Source organism: Spirochaetota bacterium, from assembly GCA_026414805.1.
Taxonomy (GTDB): domain Bacteria; phylum Spirochaetota; class UBA4802; order UBA4802; family UB4802; genus UBA4802.
Genome location: JAOAIH010000050.1, coordinates 1 through 24030 on the forward strand (window position 1 = coordinate 1; position 24030 = coordinate 24030).

General features: G+C 33.1%; 23 protein-coding genes. 19 read left to right on the forward strand and 4 right to left on the reverse strand.

Annotated features, from left to right (window positions below; all coding sequences use genetic code 11):
• Nucleotides 1-546: hypothetical protein (locus N3F66_10490; protein ID MCX8124575.1), on the reverse strand; the 546-nt coding region annotated here is incomplete at its 3' end.
• Between the two features lie 120 nt (nucleotides 547-666).
• On the opposite strand from N3F66_10490, the gene N3F66_10495 reads away from it, so the two are divergent.
• From N3F66_10495 to N3F66_10515, 5 genes are all read left to right on the forward strand, one after another.
• Complete coding sequence (locus tag N3F66_10495; protein MCX8124576.1) at nucleotides 667-1053, forward strand: hypothetical protein; 387 nt, start codon at nucleotides 667-669, stop codon at nucleotides 1051-1053.
• A 9-nt stretch (nucleotides 1054-1062) separates the two neighbouring features.
• The gene (locus N3F66_10500; GenBank protein MCX8124577.1) at nucleotides 1063-2571 is read left to right on the forward strand and encodes a GMC family oxidoreductase; all 1509 of its coding nucleotides are present in this window, start codon (nucleotides 1063-1065) and stop codon (nucleotides 2569-2571) included.
• Nucleotide 2572: 1 nt separating this feature from the next.
• Complete coding sequence (locus N3F66_10505) at nucleotides 2573-3232, forward strand: hypothetical protein (protein MCX8124578.1); 660 nt, start codon at nucleotides 2573-2575, stop codon at nucleotides 3230-3232.
• 28 nt (nucleotides 3233-3260) lie between these two features.
• Nucleotides 3261-3707, forward strand: a complete 447-nt coding sequence (locus N3F66_10510; GenBank protein ID MCX8124579.1) for a hypothetical protein — start codon at nucleotides 3261-3263, stop codon at nucleotides 3705-3707.
• Nucleotides 3708-3769: 62 nt separating this feature from the next.
• Complete coding sequence (locus N3F66_10515; GenBank protein MCX8124580.1) at nucleotides 3770-4783, forward strand: hypothetical protein; 1014 nt, start codon at nucleotides 3770-3772, stop codon at nucleotides 4781-4783.
• An 89-nt stretch (nucleotides 4784-4872) separates the two neighbouring features.
• On the opposite strand, the gene N3F66_10520 is transcribed toward N3F66_10515, so the two are convergent.
• Nucleotides 4873-6093, reverse strand: coding sequence for a clostripain-related cysteine peptidase (locus tag N3F66_10520; GenBank protein MCX8124581.1), 1221 nt, complete (start codon nucleotides 6091-6093; stop codon nucleotides 4873-4875).
• A 600-nt stretch (nucleotides 6094-6693) separates the two neighbouring features.
• Here N3F66_10520 and N3F66_10525 point away from each other — a divergent pair.
• The 12 genes from N3F66_10525 (at nucleotide 6694) to N3F66_10580 (ending at nucleotide 20892) form a co-directional block, all read left to right on the forward strand.
• Nucleotides 6694-8328 carry an ATP-binding protein gene (locus N3F66_10525; GenBank protein ID MCX8124582.1) on the forward strand — a complete coding sequence of 545 codons (1635 nt, stop codon included), beginning with the start codon at nucleotides 6694-6696 and terminating at the stop codon, nucleotides 8326-8328.
• Nucleotides 8329-8409: 81 nt separating this feature from the next.
• A complete protein-coding gene (locus tag N3F66_10530) occupies nucleotides 8410-9060 on the forward strand; it encodes a hypothetical protein (protein MCX8124583.1) in 651 nt (216 codons plus the stop codon).
• A 278-nt stretch (nucleotides 9061-9338) separates the two neighbouring features.
• Complete coding sequence (locus N3F66_10535; GenBank protein ID MCX8124584.1) at nucleotides 9339-9623, forward strand: hypothetical protein; 285 nt, start codon at nucleotides 9339-9341, stop codon at nucleotides 9621-9623.
• Entirely contained in the window at nucleotides 9620-12445 is a 2826-nt protein-coding gene (uvrA, locus tag N3F66_10540; protein ID MCX8124585.1) for an excinuclease ABC subunit UvrA, read from the forward strand. Before N3F66_10535 ends, uvrA begins: the two co-directional genes overlap by 4 nt.
• 84 nt (nucleotides 12446-12529) lie before the next feature.
• Entirely contained in the window at nucleotides 12530-14545 is a 2016-nt protein-coding gene (locus tag N3F66_10545; protein ID MCX8124586.1) for a VWA domain-containing protein, read from the forward strand.
• A gap of 309 nt (nucleotides 14546-14854) precedes the next feature.
• Nucleotides 14855-15589, forward strand: a complete 735-nt coding sequence (locus N3F66_10550; GenBank protein ID MCX8124587.1) for a hypothetical protein — start codon at nucleotides 14855-14857, stop codon at nucleotides 15587-15589.
• A 129-nt stretch (nucleotides 15590-15718) separates the two neighbouring features.
• A complete protein-coding gene (locus N3F66_10555) occupies nucleotides 15719-16348 on the forward strand; it encodes a hypothetical protein (protein MCX8124588.1) in 630 nt (209 codons plus the stop codon).
• 130 nt (nucleotides 16349-16478) lie between these two features.
• Entirely contained in the window at nucleotides 16479-17096 is a 618-nt protein-coding gene (locus N3F66_10560) for a hypothetical protein (GenBank protein MCX8124589.1), read from the forward strand.
• A complete protein-coding gene (locus tag N3F66_10565; GenBank protein ID MCX8124590.1) occupies nucleotides 17071-17679 on the forward strand; it encodes a hypothetical protein in 609 nt (202 codons plus the stop codon). Before N3F66_10560 ends, N3F66_10565 begins: the two co-directional genes overlap by 26 nt.
• 564 nt (nucleotides 17680-18243) lie before the next feature.
• Nucleotides 18244-19980 carry an aldehyde ferredoxin oxidoreductase gene (locus N3F66_10570; GenBank protein ID MCX8124591.1) on the forward strand — a complete coding sequence of 579 codons (1737 nt, stop codon included), beginning with the start codon at nucleotides 18244-18246 and terminating at the stop codon, nucleotides 19978-19980.
• Between the two features lie 74 nt (nucleotides 19981-20054).
• A complete protein-coding gene (locus tag N3F66_10575; GenBank protein MCX8124592.1) occupies nucleotides 20055-20666 on the forward strand; it encodes a hypothetical protein in 612 nt (203 codons plus the stop codon).
• Nucleotide 20667: 1 nt separating this feature from the next.
• Entirely contained in the window at nucleotides 20668-20892 is a 225-nt protein-coding gene (locus tag N3F66_10580; GenBank protein ID MCX8124593.1) for a MoaD/ThiS family protein, read from the forward strand.
• A 6-nt stretch (nucleotides 20893-20898) separates the two neighbouring features.
• Here the strand turns inward: N3F66_10580 and N3F66_10585 are convergent, their stop codons facing one another.
• Nucleotides 20899-21948, reverse strand: coding sequence for an MBL fold metallo-hydrolase (locus N3F66_10585; protein MCX8124594.1), 1050 nt, complete (start codon nucleotides 21946-21948; stop codon nucleotides 20899-20901).
• 213 nt (nucleotides 21949-22161) lie between these two features.
• Nucleotides 22162-22452: a hypothetical protein gene (locus tag N3F66_10590; GenBank protein MCX8124595.1), complete on the reverse strand. Its 291-nt coding sequence runs from the start codon at nucleotides 22450-22452 to the stop codon at nucleotides 22162-22164.
• Between the two features lie 120 nt (nucleotides 22453-22572).
• Between N3F66_10590 and N3F66_10595 the strand changes: the two genes are divergently transcribed.
• The gene (locus tag N3F66_10595; GenBank protein ID MCX8124596.1) at nucleotides 22573-23514 is read left to right on the forward strand and encodes a hypothetical protein; all 942 of its coding nucleotides are present in this window, start codon (nucleotides 22573-22575) and stop codon (nucleotides 23512-23514) included.
• A gap of 130 nt (nucleotides 23515-23644) precedes the next feature.
• The coding region (locus tag N3F66_10600) for an SCP2 sterol-binding domain-containing protein (GenBank protein ID MCX8124597.1) at nucleotides 23645-24030 on the forward strand (386 nt) is incomplete at its 3' end.

Consider the following 24030-nt stretch of genomic DNA (forward strand, 5'->3'; position numbering starts at 1 on the left):
GTATGAAAGATAACTTAAAGTAAATATAAATAATGAGGCAATTGTCATATGTACAAAAAGGCTACGCATTTTATCTGCTGGCAACACTCCATGTGAATTGAAGATAAAAATACCTGCTAATATAATTACGCCAGAAGTAATAATAATCATCGTTTTATTATTCCCAAATAGTGAACTCATTACAATAAATATCATCAAATATAAACAGTAAATATATTTACCTGCAGCTGTGGGTATGGTATATGCCTGCACAAACACTAACAGCATTGGCACTAAAATACCTGCAAAGCTAGCAACTTGATAAATGCCTTTTTTTAATATTATTAAAAATATGAAAAATGATAATACAAGAATTAATTGGGCTACGTTATATGTTAGTGTTGCTGCCTGTGGTGATATTATATTATTTGCTACAGCTGATAAAACTGTGAGCAGGATTGCAATTATAATAAACCATAGTAATATTCGTGATTTTTGTTGTAATGAAAAATTGGAATTGTAATATTCTTTAAGGAATATTTGTTCAAGATTATATGCCAATCTCATTGCACCCCTCCTTTTGTTTGTTAAAATAAATTATTAACTTACTGCAATTTTTATAAAATGTAAATAAAAAAAGTTTGACATTTTTTTATGTTTTCATAATATGTACTTTAAGTCTATATTATGAAAAAAGGAACAATTATGTATGTAAATTCTATAAAAGCACGTACGTATGCAGTATTGGTTAAAGCAATACTTTCAAAAGAGGATTTTGATGATTATGAAATTATAAGAAAAATTTATAGTTATGAAGTGTTGACCCCTTTTTATGTAAAGATTGCATTACTATTTTCTGTAATATATTTCAATATGATATCACTAATGAAAAAACGTGCAATGATGTATTCACTCAAGAAGGATGAGATTGAATTGTTGATTAAAAAAATAGAAAACACTTTTTACGGGCAAAGTCTTATCATGATAGTGAAGCTTATAAGTACGTTAGTATATTTTGATGATGACATCCATGCAGCAAATATTGGGTATAAGCATCTTGAACATTGTAGATAGGTGAATACCATGATATACTACCGTGATAACTATAAAAAATATAATTCATTTGATGCTGATGTATGTGTGATAGGCAGTGGGGCTGGTGGTGCCGTGGCGGCTTATGAGCTTGCAGCTTTTGGATATACTGTTATTGTTGTTGAAGAGGGTGGGTATTATACAACTAAGGATTATAATGGCAAACCACTGGATAATATGAAAACCATGTGGCGTGGTGCTGGGAGTACTGTTTCATTTGGTATTCCACCCGTGTCCATTCCAACAGGTAAATGTGTGGGAGGTACTACTGCAATTAATTCGGCCACCTGTTTTAGAACTCCTGAGAATATTGTTACACAATGGAAACGTGAACTAAACGTTGATCTGCAGTATAGTTGTTTAATTCCTTATTTTGAGAAAGTAGAAAAAATAATTAATGTAACCGAACTCAGTTGGGATGTTTTGGGCAAATGTGCCAAAATTGTAAAACGCGGTGCAGATGCGCTAGGATTGCACTGTAGGCCATTGAAGCACAATGTGAAAAATTGCAAGGGTTGTGGTACTTGCCAGTTTGGATGTGTGGAAGGTGCAAAACAGAGTACCGAAGTAAGTTATATACCTTTAGCGTTGAAATACAACACTGTTTTACTGACACACTGTAAAGCTGAAAAGATCATTTTTAAAGGAAAAAATGCACATTCCGTAGAATGTAGTGTTTGCAACGAACAAGGCAAGATTATAGCACATTGTATAATCAAAGCAAGGATTGTTATTTGTGCATGTGGATCAATGATTACACCACTATTACTTAAAAAAAGCGGAGTTAAAAATAAACATATCGGTATGCACCTGCAGATACATCCATGTTCACGTGTTGTGGCCCTTATGGATGAAGAAGTCAATGGTTGGATTGGTGTGTCGCAGGGAGCATATATAGATGATTATGCAGATGAAGGCATTATGCTGGAAGGAATCTTTGTACATCCTTCAATACTCACTGCATCATTGCCTGGTGTTGGGAAGGATTTTTTTGCACTTGCACAACAATTTTCAAATATTGCAGCTTTTGGTGTTATGGTACATGATACTGGTCAGGGAAGAGTATTTGGTTCATTGAGTACTCCACTTTCATGGTATTCGCTTACTGCACATGATGTTGAAACATTAAAAAAGGGGATAGCATATTTGTCTGAAGTTTTTATTGCTGCTGGAGCCAGAGAGATTTATACACCTATTTCATCACTTACCAAAATCAAATCAATGGATGATATTATAAAGTTAAAAGCGCATACAATAAAACGAACCCACATACCTGAAGTGTTTGCATTTCACCCATTAGGTACATGCAGAATGGCAGGCGATAGTAACCAGGGAGTGGTCGACAGTTATGGAAAATGTTATGGTACAAGCAATCTCTATATTGCTGATGGTAGTATAGTGCCTACCTCACTTGGCGTCAATCCACAGATAACAATAATGGCACTTGCAACAAAAATTTCACATCATGTAGCAGAACAACTGGAAAAAGAAGGCAGGTGATATGAGCTATTCAAAAATGCAAGTAATAGCAATGCTTTTGCTATTAAGCATACTTATGGGGTTTAATAATATATATTCAGATAATTTACTAGCTGAATTAACACAGGAAGATATTGCTTCATTATATGCAGGTAACATCATTGTAAAGAAGCATACACAAAAAACCCCACAGGGGGAAATTGCCCGAGTTGTTGGAGCTATACAAATACAAAAACCTATTGAGGAAGTATGGAAATGTATTCTTGATTGGGAAAGCATGTCACATTATGTGGATGGTCTTGATTATTATAAGGTAATAACAAAAATAAATAGCACTACCTGGGTGATTGAAGGGCAGATACATGTTGTGTTTTTAAAATTTAGATATACATTGATAGTAAATAATCAAAAAAGCAAATATTTTCAGCAATGGCGTTTAATATCTGATAGTGATTGTAAAGAATATAAAATAAAAGATGCCATTAGCCCTCACAGCAGTGGTATAAAAAATATTGAAGGATACCAGTATTGTATTCCTCTGGATGATAAGAGTACAATTTTGTACTATGCACCGGTTGTTGAAGTATCGGTACCAGTTCCTGGTTTTATAGAAAATAGCCTAACACAAAAGAGTATAAAAGATTACCTCTATGGGGTAAAGAAATATCTTGAAAAGAAGTAACAATAAATTAAAGCTTACAGGGGAATATATGAAAAAGTTTAAAATAATTGCTCTTATAAAACTTACTGGGCTTATATATACCATAGCATTTATTATTACAACATTTGTTTTTATTTTTTTTACTCCACAGCTTATTGGATATATTAATGCGCTATCGCAAAAATTGTTTCCATCACTTCCGCTGGCATTACAACAGGGCCAGTTTTACATTATATTAAGCCTATCAATGATGGCGGGAGTGACCGTGTGCTCCTTTTTGCTGTATAGGAATGTTGAAGATAATATTAATATGATTATTCCTCTAGTGATCATGAAATTTACATCATCACTGTGTGGTTTACTTGCTTTTCTTTCAGGATTTGTGTATGCTAATGGAGCAAACAATCTGGCAAATTGTGTTATTTTTATCACTGATTTTCCATTAGGTCTGTGGGTTATGTATTTGTATAGATTACTACAACGCTGCAATGAATAAAATACTAAAGATTTATGTACAGTAACTATCGCATATATTATTAATTTTTGTGGAGTTACGTTATGAATAAAGAAGAACTTATTGCTTCGGCAAATTATACTCGCTACAGGCCTGGAAAAAAAGGGCACTATGAAAGTTTTTTTGTCCGTGCAAATCATCCCTATAAACCCATAGCTTTCTGGATACGCTATACTATTTTTCAGCCATTACGAAAACCACATGATGCAATTGGCGAATTATGGGCAATTATTTTCAATGGCCAAAATGATACTCATACGGCACTAAAGGCTGAGTATCCATTGTCACGTTGCAGCTTTGCAGGTGATGATTTCAATATTGTAATTGGCGATGCAGAATTGACCCCTGGGACACTGAATGGATGTATTAAATATGGTTTAAAAAAATTGGAGTGGGATTTAACTTATACCGGTAACGAGGAGTGTTTGTTTTTATTTCCACCAAAACTGTACACTACAAGATTGCCAAAAGCAAAATCGTTGGTGGGATTGCCCAATGCGGTTTTCAATGGCACTATTAAGGTTAATGGGGAGACAATAGCAGTTGAAAACTGGGTTGGTAGCCAAAATCATAACTGGGGTACAAAGCATACAGACCACTATGCATGGGGGCAGGTTTGTGGTTTTGACAATGAGTCGGATGCTTTTCTTGAATTGGCAACTGCACGTCTTAAGATAGGGCCTCTATGGACGCCATTTATGACACCATTAGTATTACGGTATAAGGGTGAGGAATATTCACTCAATTCGTTGGGCCAAACGCTTTGCAGGGCACAATTTGGTTACTACTATTGGGATTTCAATGCAAAAAAAGATGATATTACGATCAAAGGTTCAATTTTTGCGCTGCAAAAGGATTTTGTTTGCCTGCCGTACTATAATCCACCTGGTGGAATTAAGTATTGTCTTAATACAAAAATTGCTTCTTGTGAGCTTGTGTGCACTATTGGGAATGAGCAGTTTTTATTAAAAACAAAAAATAGATGTGCATTTGAGATACTTACCGATGATACCAGTCATGGATTACAACCGTTGAAGGATATTGCTGTTATAGCGTAAAATAGATATGTAGCGATAGTTACTGTAGAATCAATCATAAAGGGAATGCACTGTTATGTGTTCATAGTAAGCTAGCATTAAAAAAATTGTTAATTATTAAAATATGAATTCAAAAAATCATCCCAACTGGTTTGTGCAAAGTCAATATTGGTAATGTTGTAATATTGATATTCACTATCAGATGTTGATTGTGGAAAATATATGGATAGGCCATGTGAATTTGAATACGCTCCCTGGTAATGATAAACTACAGTATATTCCAGTGCTAACATGCAATTGAGTACTTTGTTTGTTATGTTGGATATGGAAGAAATGTTAACTAAAAAATCATAAAAATCCATATAGGAATAGGGAGGGCTTGTAGTGTTTTGAAAAAAAAGTGAATTATCACGTGCCTGAGCTATTGAATATCTAATTGAACTTATATTTAAAATAAGATCAGTGCACAAGTCATCAATAGATGTTGTTAATATATCTATATTACGCAAATCAAGCATAGTAATAGGTTTGTTAGTATATTCATTTGCATATCCTGCTATAATAGATTGTCCTAATGATACAGGACTTCTGTTAGTCATAATGAATTTGGTAAGAAAATAATCATAAGCCCAACCATTGGCAGGCTCGAGATCTTCAGAAGCAACCATATAGTTTGCACAATCTTTCATCTGATAAGCTACTTCTATCATGCTCATGAGGCATGCATCAAAACCAATTAGGGTTAATTCTTTATCTTTCAATGCTTGTTTAACTTCTGACATCATTAAAATATCATTTGAATTGGTGACATCCAAACATACTGCTTTGAACGATTGTATTTGCTGATTATTATATGATGTTGTGCGCCAACCTGTGCCGTGGTTCCATATAATCAATGAGTAATAATCTGCAGGATAATTGGCTTTACAGAAGGAAATAAATTTATTTAGTGTATTAGGATCACCCATATTGAGTTCATCGCTGTCTCCTGTATTAGTAATATGCAGATAAGTATTATCGATTAGCCTTTCAGAATTGATTTTGGAAATATTTGAATCAGGCAATACTTTATACAGCCGTGTTCCTTTCCAATCACCATCCAGCGTTGAATAATTATTACATCGGTCAAACAGTATAATAATAGTGATTTTTTGCTCAAGGAGATTAACAGATTCCATTTCATTAAAATCAAAAAGAGCATATTGTTCAAGATCGTTATCGCCATCCATATATACCATTATTGTCCATGATGGAGTAGTATTGTGGATTTCATCAGAGCATGAAACTAAAATTATAACACATGCTAGTGTAACAATCTTTGAAATTAACAATAGAAATCTTATTATATATTGGTTCATTGTTTTATAATTAATAATTATTGAACAAAAAAAATATTAAATACTTAAAATATTTTTGCAAATAAATATCAAACACTTTTTAAGTTTGAAAAAATGAATATTTTCACTATGTTGTAATCTATGTTATGTTTAAGATTGATTAGCATAATGCAATATCAACTGTTTAAGGTACAATGTAACAAAATGATATTTGCAAAAATCATAAAAAATATGGTTAAAGTACAAACAATCTGGATATATAACTTTAAACTAATATGTTTTATGTAATTGCTCCACGTTTGAGTATTTGGTAACTAAATAGAGGGATAAAAATGATATGATTAGCTGAATAAAGCTGGTGATAATTATTATTAAAAAAGGGACATCGCTAGTCAATTCAAGGTAGTATGTTGATTGAGTTTGTTAATTTAATTACGATTATAATATTTGCCATATTGCCAGCTTATGTATTAATAATTCTAACTAATAATTAACCTAAATCCTCTAAAAATAAATAATTCATATTTTAATTATAATTTCTTAATCCAGAATAGCTATCAATACCTTCATAAGACAAAAAGAAGGTAATAAAACATGATTAGCTTTAAACGAGTTTTTATAAAATACTTTTCAATAAAATATCTTTTTATTCCTTTTATACTTATTACAGTTTTCTCAGGTATAGTAAGTTTCTATGCTGTATATAACTATAATAGAAACATACTCAATATAATTGATTCAGTTGAAACTGCAAAAGATATTCAGATTGAGTTACAGAAGCAATTTAATAGTTGGAAGATAATAATTGTTGAAGGGCATTCATTTGAGGTATATAGAGAGAAAATCCATGAATATTCGTACAATGCCCAGCATATTCAAAATAGCCTGTTTAATCTTGGACTTATGTGCAAAGATATGGAAGATGTTCATATAAAAATAGTAGATTTTACGCATTTATACAAAGAAATGAATGATGAGTTATTGTCGTATATAGTAAATTATAATGATACAAACTCTTATGATTATAAAAAATTGGTAAATAGTGCTGTAATTAGTGAGAAAAAGTTACTGCAAATGATGGAGGTTATTGTTGCTGATATAGAAAGAACTTCCAATGAAAAAGTTAACTTGTTAAACAGGTATTATCTCATTACTGGCTTCATTTCTTTTGGACTTTTAACATTATTCACACTAATAATAAGCTGGTATTCAACGCAACTTATTGACAGGTTTAAGAAAAAACTTGAATTTAAAGTTAAAAAAAGAACTGAACAGTTACAAAAAGCAAATGAAGTAATATCTTTATCGGAGCAAAAATACCGTTTTTTAATTGAATCAACAGATGATATAGTTTTTACTATTGATCCTCAAGGTACAATTGTTTCAATAAATAATGCTATCAAAAAAGATCTTAAAATGAAACCGAGTGATGCAATTGGGAGTAATATATTTGATTATATATATTTTGAAGATGACAATAATTCATTTAAAAAACAAATGCTGATGAAAAATATTGAGCTTGCATTAAATGAAAAACAAAAGGTTAGATTTTATGCTGAATTAAAAACACCACGGATGATTGAACCTGTTGAGATGGTTATATCACTTGAAAGTGTAAAGCATAATGGTGGCATGGAAATAATTGGAAAAGCAACTAAGATGATGGAGAATGAACTTGTATCAGCATTTGTTCATGAACATGTCAAATATGAAATAACTAATTCATTATTGTTAGCTGATGAGATAACTCATAGAATTGTGCAAAATGTAAAAAAGTTTTTGCCACACACTGTTGTTTCACAAATTAGATTGGCTGTAAGTGAAATTCTTATTAACGCAATTGAACATGGCAATCTTGAAATAACGTATCAAGATAAATTATTAAAAATGCAAAATGATGAATATTTTGAATATATTTCAAAAAAGATAAATGAGAGGTCCAATAAGGATAAGAAAGTTAAAGTTGAATTTTTAGTAAATAGTGAAAAAATAATTGTAAAAATAACAGATCAGGGTAAAGGATTTGATTATAAAAGTTATCTTGATAAACCCGTTACACAGGATAATGAGATGTTTTTGCAACATGGAAGGGGGATATCGCTAGCAAGGCAAATATTTGATGAAATACGATATAATGATAAAGGGAATCAGGTGTTATGTGTAAAATATTTTACAAAAGAATGTAATGAGGAAACACAATACAATAATGAAAAGATGGTTGTGTATTAATCAATATGCCAGCAAATATTTAATTCTACAGTTTTAAAAAAATTCTTGCAATTGTCATATAATCACACAAATACTGTGACAATGAAGTCAAAAATAGCCATAATCATTTTTTTTACAATTTGCACAGTATTGTGGAATGGTTATTCCCAGGAGCTATCGCCCACTATAAAAATATATAAGTTTGCTCCTGAGGATAATTTTTTGATTAACTGGAAGTGGATAACAGTTCTTGATTATAAAAAAATTTCTGATTGGGCAAAAGTTTATCATTGTGCTGTTAATTACGATGACAAGCCTGTTTTGGATGGGAGTGCTTGGTTCATCTCAAAATACGGATCCTTACTTGTATTTGATAATCTGGATGATATAAAATATTACTTACATATTAATTTTGTTACATTTGATCATCCTGAAAAAACATCTATTGATGCTTTGTGTGTTATTTATTGTAATGATAAGCCGGTACAAGAGCTATCGTTTAAAGATATGACTATCAAAAATAGCAGAATTGTGCTTGAAATTTCACGTGAATTTATTGTTAATAAAACCCTTACAGTTGAGTTTAAAGAGTATTCTTCCGCTGGTGGATTTTTTGGTGTATGGGATGTTATTTTGAGTAAAGAAGATACTCTCCCTGATGTGATTGAAATGAAAAAAGCAACGCCAAAAACAGATTCCATGAAGCAATCACCAGTTAATTTACTAAAACCAAAATCTACTACTGGTAAATAAATCTACCCTTTCCTGGGTGGATAGTAAATTTTAAAAAAATAATTTTTTTATTGACCATTTTGCTTATACTAACTTTTTTGACACACAGATGGTACGTAAAAAATTGAGTTAGTATATGTAGTATGCACTACATTTGTTTTGTAAAGTTGATGCTTCAATTTACGCAAATATATTAAAAATTTTTAATTTTTTAAAAATTTTGTTAGATAGTTTTTAAAGTATTCATATATTGATAGTAGTATTTTGCATAATAATATCTGTAAAAGAGGTTGTAGATTATGCCAAATGAATTTGAAAAAGAATTTGATGATGAAGTATACGAGGATGATTTTTACGAAGAATCACTTGATGATGAAGAATTACTTGAAGATGAAATGCAGGAAGAGGACTTGATTGAAGAAGAGGAAATTGAAGATGAAGAAAAACATATAGCAGTAATTTTAGCCTGCGATGATTGTGATTACAGATGGGAAGATGTCATAGTGAAGCGTAAAGATGAGGATATTGAGGATTTAGAGATAATCTGTCCTATGTGCGGTTCTACTAATGTAACACAGATATGAGCCAGCAATACATTCGCATTAAAGGTGCCCGTGAGCACAATTTAAAAAATATTTCAATTGATATCCCAAGAGAAAAGTTAGTAGTTATTACAGGACTTTCCGGTTCCGGGAAGTCCTCTTTAGCATTTGATACCATCTATGCCGAAGGACAGCGTCGTTATGTAGAGTCGTTATCGGCATATGCACGGCAATTTTTAGGGCAAATGGAAAAACCTGATGTTGACCTTATAGAAGGTCTATCGCCTGCAATATCTATTGAACAGAAAACCACACACCGCAATCCCCGTTCAACAGTTGGCACTGTTACCGAAATTCATGATTACCTGCGACTTCTCTTTGCTCGGGTAGGGGTGCCCTACTGCTATAAGTGCGGTAAACCTATAACTTCCCAAACTATTGATCAGATTGTTGAGAATGTGCTAACCTATAATGCTGGTACAAAAATACAGGTGCTTGCGCCAGTAGTGCGTGGACGCAAAGGGATGTATCAGGATATGTTTGACAAATTCCGTCAACAAGGATATTCTCGCGTACGTGTTGATGGGCAGGTATTTTCTCTGGACGATCCAATAACAATTGATAAAAATAAAAAGCACTCAATTGAAGTTATCATAGACAGAATTGTACTTAAGGAGAATATCCGTACGCGATTATCAGATTCAATTGAGACAGCAATAGAGCTTGCCGATGGCCAGGTTATTTTAATCATAGATGATAAGGAACAACTGATTTCCACAAAAATGACATGTCCTGATTGTGATGTTTCACTGCCGGAGCTATCGCCCCGAATGTTTTCATTTAATAGCCCCTATGGTGCATGCCCAACATGTGATGGACTTGGCTTTATTATGCAGTTTGACCCTGATCTTATTGTGGACAACCCAGATAAATCTTTGATGGATGGAGCACTTGCCGTATGGGGTAAAACAACAAGTTACTGGTATCAGGAACAGATACTGACGCTTGCTAAAAGTTTGAAATTTGATCCATACACTCCGTGGAAGAAACTGCCAAAGCAAATTCAAAATATTGTGCTTTACGGTTCTAATGGTAAAAAGTTTGATTATTCAATTGAGCGGTATGAAGCTCAATACAGATTTACTAAGGAATTTGAAGGTGTAATTCCCAATTTAATGCGCCGTTATAAGGAAACACAGTCGGACGAGATGCGCGAATGGATGGAAGGCTTTATGCGCAATAGAGTATGTGATGCGTGCGGTGGAAAACGCTTAAGGCCTGAGAGTTTAGCTGTCAAGGTTGCTGATAAAAATATTGCTGATATCAGTGCGCTATCGATTAAAGATGCTGTGAAGTTTTTCAATGAGCTATCGCTATCAGAAACTCAAATGACAATAGCACGGCAAATACTAAAAGAAATAAGAGCACGACTGCAATTTCTTTCAAATGTAGGCATTGATTACCTCACTCTGGATCGTGCTGCAGGAACACTGTCAGGAGGAGAAGCACAGCGCATACGCCTTGCCACACAAATTGGATCAGGTTTAACGGGAGTACTGTACATTCTTGATGAGCCAAGCATTGGTCTGCATCAGCGTGACAATAAAAAGCTACTGGCTACGTTAAAGGAATTAAGGGATATTGGTAATACTGTGATTGTTGTTGAGCACGATGAAGAAACAATACGCGAATCGGATTATGTTATTGACCTTGGGCCCGGTGCGGGACTTGATGGCGGCTATGTAGTAGCACAGGGAACTCCACAGGAGATAGAACTCAATGAAACTTCGATTACAGGATTATATTTGCGCGGCAAACGGTTTATAAAAGCACCAACGCATAGAAGAAAGGCAGATAAATATTTAACAATACGAGGTGCAGCCGAAAATAATTTAAAATCGATTGATGTGTCATTTCCTCTTGGTGTGTTTACCTGTGTTACTGGAGTTTCAGGTTCGGGAAAATCAACTTTGATAATTGATATTCTGTATAAGGCATTGGCTTCGCTGAAAATGCGCAGCAAGGAATATCCTGGCAAGTTTAAAAAAATTGAAGGCATTGAGTTCATAGATAAAGTTATAGATGTTGACCAATCCCCAATAGGAAGGACTCCTCGTTCAAACCCTGCTACCTACACTGGTACATTTACACCAATTCGTGAGCTTTTTGCTAACCTGCCTGAATCAAAAGTACGCGGCTACAAACCCGGGAGATTTTCATTCAATGTATCAGGAGGGCGGTGTGAAGCCTGCTGGGGCGATGGTATAAAGAAGATTGAGATGCACTTTTTACCTGATGTGTATATTACATGTGAGGTATGCAAAGGTAAGCGCTATAATCATGAAACACTGGAAGTGCGGTATAAAGGTAAAAATATCTATGAAGTCCTTGAAATGACTGTTGATGAAGCATATGAGTTTTTTGCAAACATTCCTTCAATAAAATCAAAACTTGAAACATTAAAACGGGTTGGACTTGGGTACATAAAGTTGGGACAGCCTGCAACAACACTGTCAGGTGGTGAGGCACAACGTGTAAAATTGTCAACAGAACTTTCAAAACGGGCTACAGGCAACACATTATATATTCTTGATGAGCCAACCACAGGATTGCACTTTGCTGATGTAGAAAAGCTAATTGATGTTTTGCAAAGCCTTGTAGACAAAGGTAATACTGTGATAGTAATTGAACACAACCTGGATGTGATTAAATGCGCTGATTGGATTATTGATCTTGGTCCTGAGGGTGGCGATGCAGGAGGAAGAATAGTAGCACAAGGAACACCTGAGGAAGTTGCAAAAGTTAAAGAATCATACACAGGACAATTTTTAAGGGAGATTTTGTCCCGCAAATATATAAATTAATTGCATTATTTAACACTATGCAATTATATTGCTTGCTATACCGATAATTATAAAAATATTATAATCAGTTGCAGAGGCTATACTGTGCAAAGACAAATTATAGTTGTTTTTATCGCACTCATTACATTAATTCCATCCATAGGCATCCCCTTAGATAAACAAGTTGCAATTTTTCAGAAAGCTAAAAGTGAAGTAGTGAAGGGAATGTATCACTTCAATGAAATGCATTATCTTGCTGCAATTGAATTTTTCAGAAAAGCTCTGGAAGTGTATCCTGATTACTACACAGCACATGAATATCTGGCCAGGGCATATAAATTGGCTGGCTACACAAATCTTGCACTACAACAATGGCAAATGCTCCTAGATATAGCAAAAGACAATCCACTTATTCAAAACAAAATAGATATGCTTAATTTTCGTGGTTCGCTGTACAGTTCACTTGATAAACCGTTTGAGCTCATTGAAACTGCAGCGTATTTTTCCGTAGATTTAGGAAGATTTCGTTTTTCTTCACCCATTGATATTGCAATCGATAATGACAAGAATATGTATATAACCTCTTTTTCCAATGGCAAGCTTGTAAAGCTTGATCCAAACGGTGAAGGTATTTTTACCCGAACGTACAGTCTTGAAGGAAAATTATATGGCATTGATTACAGGTCTGGGCTCTTGGCTGTTAGCGATTTTGCAAACAATAAAGTATTTGTTATTAACACCGATGGAAAAATAATAAAAACAATTGGAAGCACTGGCAATGCAGAAGGGCAGTTCAACGGCCCTGAAGGAGTATGTTTTGGTGGCGATAGCTCCTTATATGTAGTGGACTCCGGTAACCACCGTGTGCAAAAGTTTGGATTGGACGGACGATTCATCCTGACATTTGGACAATTTGGCGAATATGAAGGACAGCTGAATAAGCCTACTGATGTAGCGGTACGACATGAAAACGTCTATGTTACCGATACAAACAACAAGCGAATAGCTGTGTTTGATGATTCCGGCAATTTCATTGAAAACCTTACACCTGATGAGTTTTTTGTGCCACGTGGCATTTTTATACAGGGTAGTTTGATGGCTGTGAGTGATGAAAAGAAAGGACTTTTTATGTACAATTTTGAAACAGAGCAGTCGCAGTGGTTTACAAGCTGGGAAGGAAAAAAGAAATTTTATCATCTTACTTCAGCGGTAATGGATGACAATGGATTTGTGTATACCTGCAGCAATAAGAATGAAGCTATATATGTATTTTCCCCATTACAACAGCAAATAAGCAACATTGAAGTGGAAGTAACTAATGTTGATGCTAAAAAATTTCCTATTGTTGCAGTGTATTGTAATATCCGGGACCGATATGGAAGACCAATATATGGTTTAACAAAAGATAATTTTACTATCATTGAAGATGGCGCAACTATTACAAACCTAAGTGCGGATTACTTAAAAAACATGATGCCGGCAGCTTCCATGGTGTTATGTGTTGACCGTTCTGGCTCACTTAAGAATTACCACAACGATGTGCCATGGCTAGCTGAGTTTATATTACAGAAGATGCGTAAAAATGATACCTTAAAGATAATAAACTTTGCTCAGGACACATGGGTTGCAAATCCTTATGACTGGAGCAGACGAAGGGCATTAAAAGCACTAAAAGCATTTGATTACGGAAATGGGCGAGATATTGGTAAAGCTTTATACACAGCAATAAGTGATGTATTACCTCAAATGTCACGGCGAGGAGTTATTCTGATCACTGATGGAGAAGCAACAGTGAATGATTTTAGGGCTTATTCGCCCGATATCATCATAGATTATGCAAAGTCGCATTTTGTCCCAGTTTATATTTTAACCTTGAAAACAAAATCGCCATTATTAATGCGTATAGCACAGGAAACGGGTGGTGCAATCTATAAGGGAAGTGAGCTCGATGGTCTACGCACTGTGTATGATGCAATAAAACAAGCAAATGATTATCGCTATGTATTGATATATTCAACTTTTAAAATGAAATCGTTAAAAGGTTGGTGGTCGGATCTTACAGTCAATGTAACATATAAAGGCCAGAAAGGTACTGAGTGGGCAGGTTATTTTGTGCCATAAGTAATATAAATTATTAATAAAAAAAATAGTTGACAAAATATAAAATATGATATCAACTTAAATGATAGGATAAATAAGTAAAAAATATATTAATTTTTTTAACAAATAATCAAATTATTATAGATTAAGAGGACGGATATATTTTTTTAAATATTATTTAGTAAATATTATTTAGCGGAATATTATGCATTTAATTATAAAACCTAAAATATGTGTCTAAATTTGTACAATAGATATACATGCAGTGTTTTTATTTGAAGTGGGTACTAATTTTATTTTAAGGTATAAAAAGTCATGTGTAGAAATAATATGACTCAAAAAATTAGGCTAACCATTGGAATTATTTTTTTATTTTTACTGATTCATTTATTAATTATACCTAAAAATGCTTATAGCACTTATTTAGGAATTGGTGTACAGTATTCATACTCATTTTTAAATTATAAAATAATAAAAGATGATTTTTATGACCTTGATGAATATGAATATACTGAAGAGTACAGTGATTTATCTCAAGTTGGTATAAAAAATAATGCGAAAGCCAGAGAAACTGATTATGGAGTATGCTTGATAATAGATGATGGTGAAGATTTTGAAGAGTTAGGCCATTTACAATTGCGATTGGAATACTATTCTTTTAAAATACCATTTAATACAGTAAATAATTCTATTGAAGGTATTCGTTATGGATTTAATATTAGTTTTGGAATCAACTTGCTTAATTTTGGGTCAGATATTGTATATGCTGCTTTTACAACCGGGGCTTATCTGAGTCAAGGTACTTCTTCAATTAATAAATCAGAATATAATGTTTTTGAAATGCCTCTGGGTATCATTATTGGTAATAAAGTGGCAGTCAGTCAAAATTCTGCAGTTATTATATCAGGAACGTATAATTTTTATAATCACTTTATTAATAATAATGTTTATTTATTAGGTAGTTTAAATTCTGCCAGTGATAGCGTGCTCAATTTTGTAACCAGAAGAAATGAATTTATAATTAATGCAAGTTATGTATATCAATTTGGAGATATATATTATTAATTTCTTTTATTGAATATCTTATGTTGATTTGTATGGAACTAATAAATGAATATTATTTATAACTTAATTGATAAGGTACAAAAAAAATTTTTAGTTTTTCACTTCACAATTTTTTTTATGGGTATTTTTTTGATAATTGTTACTAATGCAAATTCATCGTTTATAGGTTTTGGTGCACAATATTCATTTTCAACATTGAATTATACAATAAATCCAGATGGGATCAATACAAATGTCATCTTTACAGAGGTTGGTCTTGCACAAAATAGTAAAACCTATTCACATGATTATGGTTTTTCTTTGTTCTATGATGACGCTGATGAGTTTGATTATGTTTATAATACTCAACTGAGAGTTGAATACTACCGATTTTATATACCTTTTGAAAAAACAAATAATGCAATTAAAGGAAATAGAGCTGGGCTTATTTTTTTGCTTTCGTATGATATAGTTAATTATGATGAAAATCAGTTCTTTATTGGTATTAATAGTGGTTTTTATTATAGTAAAGGTAAAGATACAAAACATGGTTATAAATATATAACTCTGGAATCGCCATTAGGTATTATAATAGGTGATAAATATAAAATATCTGATTTTGTTACATTGATAGGTACCTTGACATTCAATTTTTATACTAATTTAACATTCAACAATATTTATGCAGAAATATTCAATTCTGTTGAATATAGTTCAGAAACTTTTGTAACTAAAAGGAAGGAGGTGATTTTTGGTTTCAATTGCGCTTACCAGTTATAAACAAAAAAAAAAGTACTTTTTGTAATTTATGTTTGATTTTGAGGTTTAATAAAAATCATTATTCTTGATTTCTTGAGTTAGTGAAGTCAGCAAATTTATTATAATTTTATTGTAATGTAAGGGAGGAGTTATGGCTAAAAAAGCACTACTTTTATTGCTGATCATCTCAGTTTTTGTACAACTTTCCTGTGCAACAACACCAAAAGATTTTAGCAAATTAGCCTTTATATTTGGTAAAATCGAAAATGCTGAAGGTGATATGGCACTAAAATATGTTGATTTCGTTAGTCGCTCTTTTACTGAAAAATCAAAATATTTTGAAGCAGAAGCTCATAAACAAAAAGGCTATTTTTGGTTAAAAGATTTAAAAATGGGATCGTATAGGGCTGTTGGTTTTTTCCAACAAACATTGATGCAGGCTATAGGATTTAGTGGTAGTAGCGGTACTTATTACTCTTTAAATAAATATGGTCATGGACCTTTTCTAGTACGCATCCAAAGACCTGGTGTTTATTACATGGGTACTTATAAATATGGAATAAATCCAAAAAAATTATCGGTAACAGATCTAATTTTAGGGAGCCCAACAACATTTAATATGGTAAAAGTAGAAAATGATGATCCAAAAGAAATATTGGAATGGATTTTAAAAAATAAAATAAGCAAAAAATCACCATGGTACTCAATTATAGAAAAGACTATTAATGAAAGGAGTTGGATTAATGCAGAAGATACTGTTAGATTATAAAATTTATTATATCTTAGTATTAATATTATTTATAGCGGTAATGTTATCCTGCACATCAGGGCAAAATGTGAGTTCTCTATCAAATTTGGATAAAGATGATGTAATATTAGTAGGTAAAGTTATTCTGGATCCCCCATTACATCCTAACGAATATACTAAAATAATTTCAATTAAAGGTTCAACTGGTTATGTATATTTATATTATTCAACAAAAGTAAAGCCGATTGAAAGTTTGGACATTGGTTTATCTCAGATTTCGAATTCAATTAAAACAGAAAATGCAAAAACATTTTATGTAAAGTTCAAAAATCAACCATTGTATTTTTACTATGGGTTTGTTTTGATGGATATTGATACAGATTCAGGTAATGATAGTTATGCGTATTTACCGGCAGGTTGGGTAGTAAATCCACAATCAAATGATAAAGCTGTATATATAGGTACAATTAAATATTATCGAGATGAATTTTTCAGAATAACAAAAGTTGATATAATCGATGAATATGATAATGTTTCAAAAGAATTCTATGAAAAGTATGGAAATACAATTCCACTAAAAAAATCTTTATTAAAATCAATGTAAAAGAATATTTTTCTTAAAAAAGCTTCTGGATGATTAATGCCAGAAGCTTTTTTATATTTAAACTAAAGTATTATTTAAAAGGTATAATTTGAAATTTTGTTGTGTTAATTCAGAAAAGATTAAATGTTTTAACAAACAATCACAAAAGAGCTTTGACTTTAAATAATTAATAATTTGTTGACTATAGCTCCCATTATTTCATACCAGTTGAGGTTGAAATTATTATCACTAAAATAAAATTTTTTATAGCACAAATATTTTTAAAAAAAATAGCATCATTAAATAAAATGAATTCATAAAAATGATTTCTGAAAATAAATTTATCATATTGTAAATATTTAAAAAATTTACATTTTTTAATTGACTTATTATATTGCAATAATACAATACACAAAACAAGGTTGTTATGCCCCTGCCTTAGACCTCTTATCATAAGATACACCTTCAACTATTATCGATCATACTGTTCCCTTGAGATTTATTATATATCAAAAATTCATAATGTGTTCGGCATTTAAGTTCTGTTAACTATCATGCAATACATTAATTATTTAGGAGGAAAGTATGAATAAAATTCTGCGTATTAACATGAGTAGTGCTAACGGCCCAGAAATAAAGGAAGAGCCAATAGGCAACTATGCCGGATTGGGTGGTCGTGGTTTAACCTCTGCAATCATATCAAATGAAGTGCCACCGCTCTGCCACCCTCTGGGTGAAGAAAACAAAATTGTTTTTGCTCCCGGACTTTTGAGTGGCACTGCAGCAGCTATGAGTGGGAGAATTTCTGTTGGATGTAAAAGTCCGCTGACAGGCGGCATTAAGGAATCCAATGCAGGTGGGCAGGCTGCACAGGCTTTGGCTCGTTTAGGATATGCTGCGATAGTTCTTGAAGGCAAACCTGCTGGTGAAGATATGTACAGGATATTCATTAATCAGCAGGGTGTGACAATCGAAAAAGATAATGATATCAAGATGCTCCCAAATTATGACCTAATCGATAAAATGAAGAAAAAATATGGCGACAAGATAGCCTGTATTTCTATAGGGCCAGCGGGTGAGATGAAAATGTCAGCAGCTTCAATAGCTATTACCGACATGGAAGTGCGACCAACACGCCATGCAGGTAGAGGAGGAGTTGGCGCTGTGATGGGTTCAAAAGGTGTTAAGGTGATAGTGATTGATGAAACAGGATTAAAAAACAGAGAACCCAAAGATCCTGAAAAATTCAGAGAAGCAAATAAACGCTGGGTTGACGGTTTGAAGAAACATCCTGTGACTGGGCAGGGATTGCCAGCGTATGGTACAAATGTTTTGGCAAATATTATCAATGAAGCTGGTGCCTATCCTACCAATAACTTTAGTAAAGGACAGTTTGAAGGTGTTTCAAAAATCAGTGGTGAAACGTGTGCTGAGCTAGAAACCAAGCGTGGAGGTGTTGCTACCCATGGCTGCCACAGAGGCTGTGTTATACAGTGTTCGGGAATATATGTTGATAAAAAAGGCAATTATGTAACAAAGCAACCTGAGTACGAAACAGTGTGGGCACATGGTGCAAACTGTGGAATTGATGATTTAGATGTGATAGCAACTCTTGATTACTGGGATGATAATTATGGGCTCGATACAATAGAAATGGGTGCAACGATAGCTGTTGCTATGGAAGCAGGACTTGCAAAGTTTGGCGATGGGAAAGCAGCTATTAAGCTAATTCATGAAGTTGGCAAAGGTACACCTTTGGGAAGGATTCTTGGGAATGGTGCTGCGTTTACTGCAAAAGCGTTTGGTATTGAACGTGCACCGGTTGTCAAAGGACAGGCGATGCCAGCGTATGATCCACGTGCAGTTCAGGGCATTGGGGTGACCTATGCTACCAGCACAATGGGTGCCGATCACACTGCCGGATATGCAATTGCAACCAATATACTCAAAGTTGGTGGATTTGTGGATCCGCTTAAGCCAGAAGGTCAGATAGAATTATCACGCAATTTACAGATAGCAACAGCAGCAATAGATTCAACGGGTATGTGCTTATTTATTGCTTTTGCAATTATGGATCAACCAGAAACATTTCAAGCTATGCTTGATCTTATCAATGCATTCTATGGATGGGATTTGAAAGATTCTGATGTTGTTGAACTGGGTAAAAAAGTATTAAAGATGGAAAGAGATTTTAATGCCCGTGCTGGATTTACAAAATCCCATGATCGGTTGCCTCTTTACTTCAGAAAAGAAAGAATAGCACCACACAACGTAGTATTTGAAGTTAAAGATGAGGAACTGGATCAGGTATTTAATTGGTAAAAATAAAATACAGAGACTACCTATTATAATTGTATAGGTTGTCTCTGTATTATAATGTAAATTTCGAATATATAATGGAATCGGAAAGATATCTTACTCTAAACATGGAAATTCCATCTGCTATAATAAATATATTTACTCCTATTTTACAACGAGGGTTTTATGTTGAATCAGTTGTTGGTATTTCGGTTATGGAATTTCTACTCAATTTTGGTCTGGAAAAGGAATACATACATAATAATATAAAAACAGTATTTTTAAACAGTAAACCGGTAGATGATCTTAATAATGCTATTATAAACGATAATTCAACATTATCATTATCCGGAGCAATGCCAGGACTGGTTGGAGCTGTCATGCGAATCAATAGCCCTTTTCAGTCTTTCAGAATGAGTATATCACATACCACGTCAGACAATGAACAGACACATTCAACTAAACGTACAGGATTGTTAAATATAAAGCTCTTTAACACGGTATTATCGAATACTGCAAATCTTTTTATACAGAATGGTTTTCTTGTAGATAGGGAAGCATTGCTATCGCTTATTTATAATAATAAAAAAGATTTTAAGAAAATGATTATCCGCTCTAATGGTAATAGATTAAATTATGATGATATATGTAAATTACTTTCCAAGCATCGTGATAATGTAATAAAAGTCAAAGGGATAGTGATTGAGTAATATGGTGGTGACAATTAAATTATTTGCTTCATTGCAAAAAGGGCGTTTTGAAGTAAAAGAGTTTACAGTTGATAAACCGCTTACAGTAGATGATATCCGTAAAATGCTGAAAATTTCAAAAAATGAAAAACTAGTTATTCTTATTAATGGCAAACATGCTGAGTTGCATCATAAACTGAAGGATAAGGATGTTATTGCAATTTTTCCACAAATAGGTGGAGGATAATTGTATTTATTTATGTTTATGCAGTAATTCAATCCCACCAATATCCATAATTAAAAAGCGATGAGGATCAAGTCCCTTTTCAGCAATTTTTCTTTTAAGGTCAAGAGCAGGGAAACCGGGTGGTTCTTCGCCAAGTGCAAACGTTCCCCATTGGGTGGGGATGAAATATTTTGCACCAAGGTCATCAAACGCCATGAGTGCTTCATCAACATTCATGTGGACATAGTGCATAAACCATCGTGGATGATATGCTGTTGTAGGAAGCAATGCATAATCAATTTTTGGGAAACGTTTTCCATATTCGCGGTAACCAATAAAATAACCACTATCCCCTGCAATATATATTGTAAGTTGAGGAGATATCAGCATATAACTTGCCCATAAAGTACTATTAGTTGATTGTGAAACACGTTTTGACCAATGTTGTTTAGGAAGAGAAATTATTTTGAATTTGTCACTTATTGAAAATTCCTGCCACCAATCAAGCTCCACTACATTATTGCGTCCAAGTGAAATAAAATAATCCTTCAATCCCAGTGGAACATAGAATACTGCATGGGGAGGTAACTGTTTTATGCTATCTTCATCAAGATGGTCATAGTGGTTATGGGTTATTATAACATTAATCTTTGTTGTTAATTGTTTGAGTTCATTTATTGATATTCCAGGTGGAGTTACGCGTTTTGGGAGCAGTGCTCTGTCAGAAAAAATTGGGTCAACAATAAAGTAGGTTCCATCTATTCTAAATAGAAAAGTGTTATGACCAACCCACATAATGAAATCGGAATCACCAAGAGCTTGTATTCGTTCAAGTGGATTGGCTAAAACTTTTGGTAGGTAACTTTTCTCCTGGTCGGTGTAAGAGTTGGCATTTTTTGTAAATTTCCATTCCAAAAAATTAAAGAAGTTTCTGTCTTTCATGGGCATCCATGGATTGAAATATTTTCCATTTGTAACGTGTGGGGCGTATAACAATGAGGGATTGGTGTTTTTAACCTGGCTGTGCCATTTTTCTTCTGAAAAATCTTTATTTGATGATGAGCAAGATAAAAGCATACCCCCTAAAAGAATATATGATATTATATGTGGAATGTATTGTTTCATTAACTTTAATAGTATGTGATATATTCAATAATCATTTTATCAAATTTATAGTAAAATAAGTGTAAAAAGTTACAAAATAATAATGATAGTTTAAAGAAAATAAAGCGTTACCACGTTAGTAATGGTAACGCTTTATGGGCTGATATAGGGAGCTACGATTTGTTGCTACCCATAGAAAGGCAACAACTTATTGTTTTTGATTATATTCTTTTCAGAAAATATTTGAAACATATTGAAAATTTTTTGCAAAATTGAAATTGAACATTGAATCTTTTCCTGTGTTAAATGTTTAATAACTATCTCCCTGTTAATAAATTGTAAATCATAATGTATAACGAGCTTAGGATGAGTATACTCAACATTATCAACGCCTAAAAGGCTTTTAATATTCATTAGCTGATTTTCGGTCACTGGATTTACACATTTTACTGTATATAAACGTTTGGTTGTTTTCATAGTAATTCTCCTGTGAATATAAAAAATAGTTGCCACTTCCTATTATAAATATACAATAACATGTTACAATTGTTACAAAAATTTTAGAAATTTCTTAAATATTTTATTTCTGAGATAGTTATGGGAAAAATTGACCATCTGGAATCTACAGATTTTAGCGATGATGTGCTTCTAACCGCAAAAGGCGATAAAAAGATTTTTGTTGTGTTTTCTACGTTTGGCGAACGAGAAGCCGAGCTAATTTACCAAAAAGTTTCACTCATTGGTGCCCTACAGTGTGTAGATGCAATTTTTGTATCACACCGTCGTACTTATGATGATAAAATTGAATTAACTGAATCAAAAGCCATAGAAGCAAGTCCAAAAGCAAATGTAATAGTATGTAACCTGGTACACGTACCTGATATGGGTCTTGAGAGGGGCAAGGGGGCTGATATGCGAAGGGCACTGTATTATCTTATAACAAAGCTTAAAGCAGATATTAATAATACCGTTGTAGTGTTTCTTGACGCTGATGTGTTACCTCAATACTTTGGCCCCCATTTTGTACTGGGGCTTGCAGGTGCTGTATTGCAAGGATATGATTTTGCCAAAGCAAGCTTTTGGAGGCAAATGGGAAGGGTAAAAAAATATGTGGCCCAGCCATTATTGTCGGCGATAGCTCATAGTAACCTTGAACCATTGCAAGAATTTGCCTATCCATTAAGCGGTGAGGTTGCTGGTACCCTTTCATTTTTTACAAAAGTAAGCTTTTGGCAGATGTATGGTGTTGAAACAGGAATTAATGTAGATGCAGTGTTGGGTGATTATAAAATTGCTGATGTAAATTTAGGCTTATATGACCACGAACATCATAATGATGTGAATATTCAGAAGATGTCATTTGGTATTATACGAACTTTTTTACTTCAATTAATTGAATATGGATACTTTGAATTAAAAAACGGTGCTGAAATAAGCGATGTGTTCAGGGCACAATACATTGATGAAAAAGGAAAGCGACAATACTTGGAATTTAACCTTTCCGAAAAAAAATATTTTCCTCTATGCACAATTATATAGAAAATTAATCTTCATAAAATTTTCTTTAAGAAATAAATAGTGTAAAGAAAATATTTTTTTGTTGACAGATTTTCTATATATTATATATGAGTAAGTACTCACTCATTATTTTTGTATATAGGGGGAAATTATGGATTATGATTTTATAAAATCACGATTACATCTTTATGCAGTATTACAAAATATTGAAGATCTTGTGCAATATGACGAAAAAGCAAAAAACCTAATTAAGGACTGGGATGTGGTAATAAAATTCAGTGTTAGAAACAGCGGTCATGTATATCTGATTTTTAAAAATGGTACATGCACTGTATCAGAAAAAAGTGATAAAAAGGCTGATATAATGTTATTTTTTACTTCACCAGCACATTTAAATAAGATGTTTGAAGGCAAAGCAAATCCAATTCCCGTAAAAGGAATAACGAAAATTGGATTTTTAACAAAGGAATTTCCAAAACTCACTGAACGGCTTGAATATTTTCTGAAACCTGATGATCACAAACTAAAAGACGGCAC

Coding starts and splice junctions, on each gene's coding strand:
- N3F66_10495 (MCX8124576.1), top strand. CDS start 667: ATGAAAAAAGGAACAATTATGTATGTAAATTCTATAAAAGCACGTACG.
- N3F66_10500 (MCX8124577.1), top strand. CDS start 1,063: ATGATATACTACCGTGATAACTATAAAAAATATAATTCATTTGATGCT.
- N3F66_10505 (MCX8124578.1), top strand. CDS start 2,573: ATGAGCTATTCAAAAATGCAAGTAATAGCAATGCTTTTGCTATTAAGC.
- N3F66_10510 (MCX8124579.1), top strand. CDS start 3,261: ATGAAAAAGTTTAAAATAATTGCTCTTATAAAACTTACTGGGCTTATA.
- N3F66_10515 (MCX8124580.1), top strand. CDS start 3,770: ATGAATAAAGAAGAACTTATTGCTTCGGCAAATTATACTCGCTACAGG.
- N3F66_10525 (MCX8124582.1), top strand. CDS start 6,694: ATGATTAGCTTTAAACGAGTTTTTATAAAATACTTTTCAATAAAATAT.
- N3F66_10530 (MCX8124583.1), top strand. CDS start 8,410: ATGAAGTCAAAAATAGCCATAATCATTTTTTTTACAATTTGCACAGTA.
- N3F66_10535 (MCX8124584.1), top strand. CDS start 9,339: ATGCCAAATGAATTTGAAAAAGAATTTGATGATGAAGTATACGAGGAT.
- uvrA (MCX8124585.1), top strand. CDS start 9,620: ATGAGCCAGCAATACATTCGCATTAAAGGTGCCCGTGAGCACAATTTA.
- N3F66_10550 (MCX8124587.1), top strand. CDS start 14,855: ATGACTCAAAAAATTAGGCTAACCATTGGAATTATTTTTTTATTTTTA.
- N3F66_10560 (MCX8124589.1), top strand. CDS start 16,479: ATGGCTAAAAAAGCACTACTTTTATTGCTGATCATCTCAGTTTTTGTA.
- N3F66_10565 (MCX8124590.1), top strand. CDS start 17,071: ATGCAGAAGATACTGTTAGATTATAAAATTTATTATATCTTAGTATTA.
- N3F66_10570 (MCX8124591.1), top strand. CDS start 18,244: ATGAATAAAATTCTGCGTATTAACATGAGTAGTGCTAACGGCCCAGAA.
- N3F66_10575 (MCX8124592.1), top strand. CDS start 20,055: ATGGAATCGGAAAGATATCTTACTCTAAACATGGAAATTCCATCTGCT.
- N3F66_10580 (MCX8124593.1), top strand. CDS start 20,668: ATGGTGGTGACAATTAAATTATTTGCTTCATTGCAAAAAGGGCGTTTT.
- N3F66_10585 (MCX8124594.1), bottom strand. CDS start 21,948: ATGCTTTTATCTTGCTCATCATCAAATAAAGATTTTTCAGAAGAAAAA.
- N3F66_10590 (MCX8124595.1), bottom strand. CDS start 22,452: ATGAAAACAACCAAACGTTTATATACAGTAAAATGTGTAAATCCAGTG.
- N3F66_10595 (MCX8124596.1), top strand. CDS start 22,573: ATGGGAAAAATTGACCATCTGGAATCTACAGATTTTAGCGATGATGTG.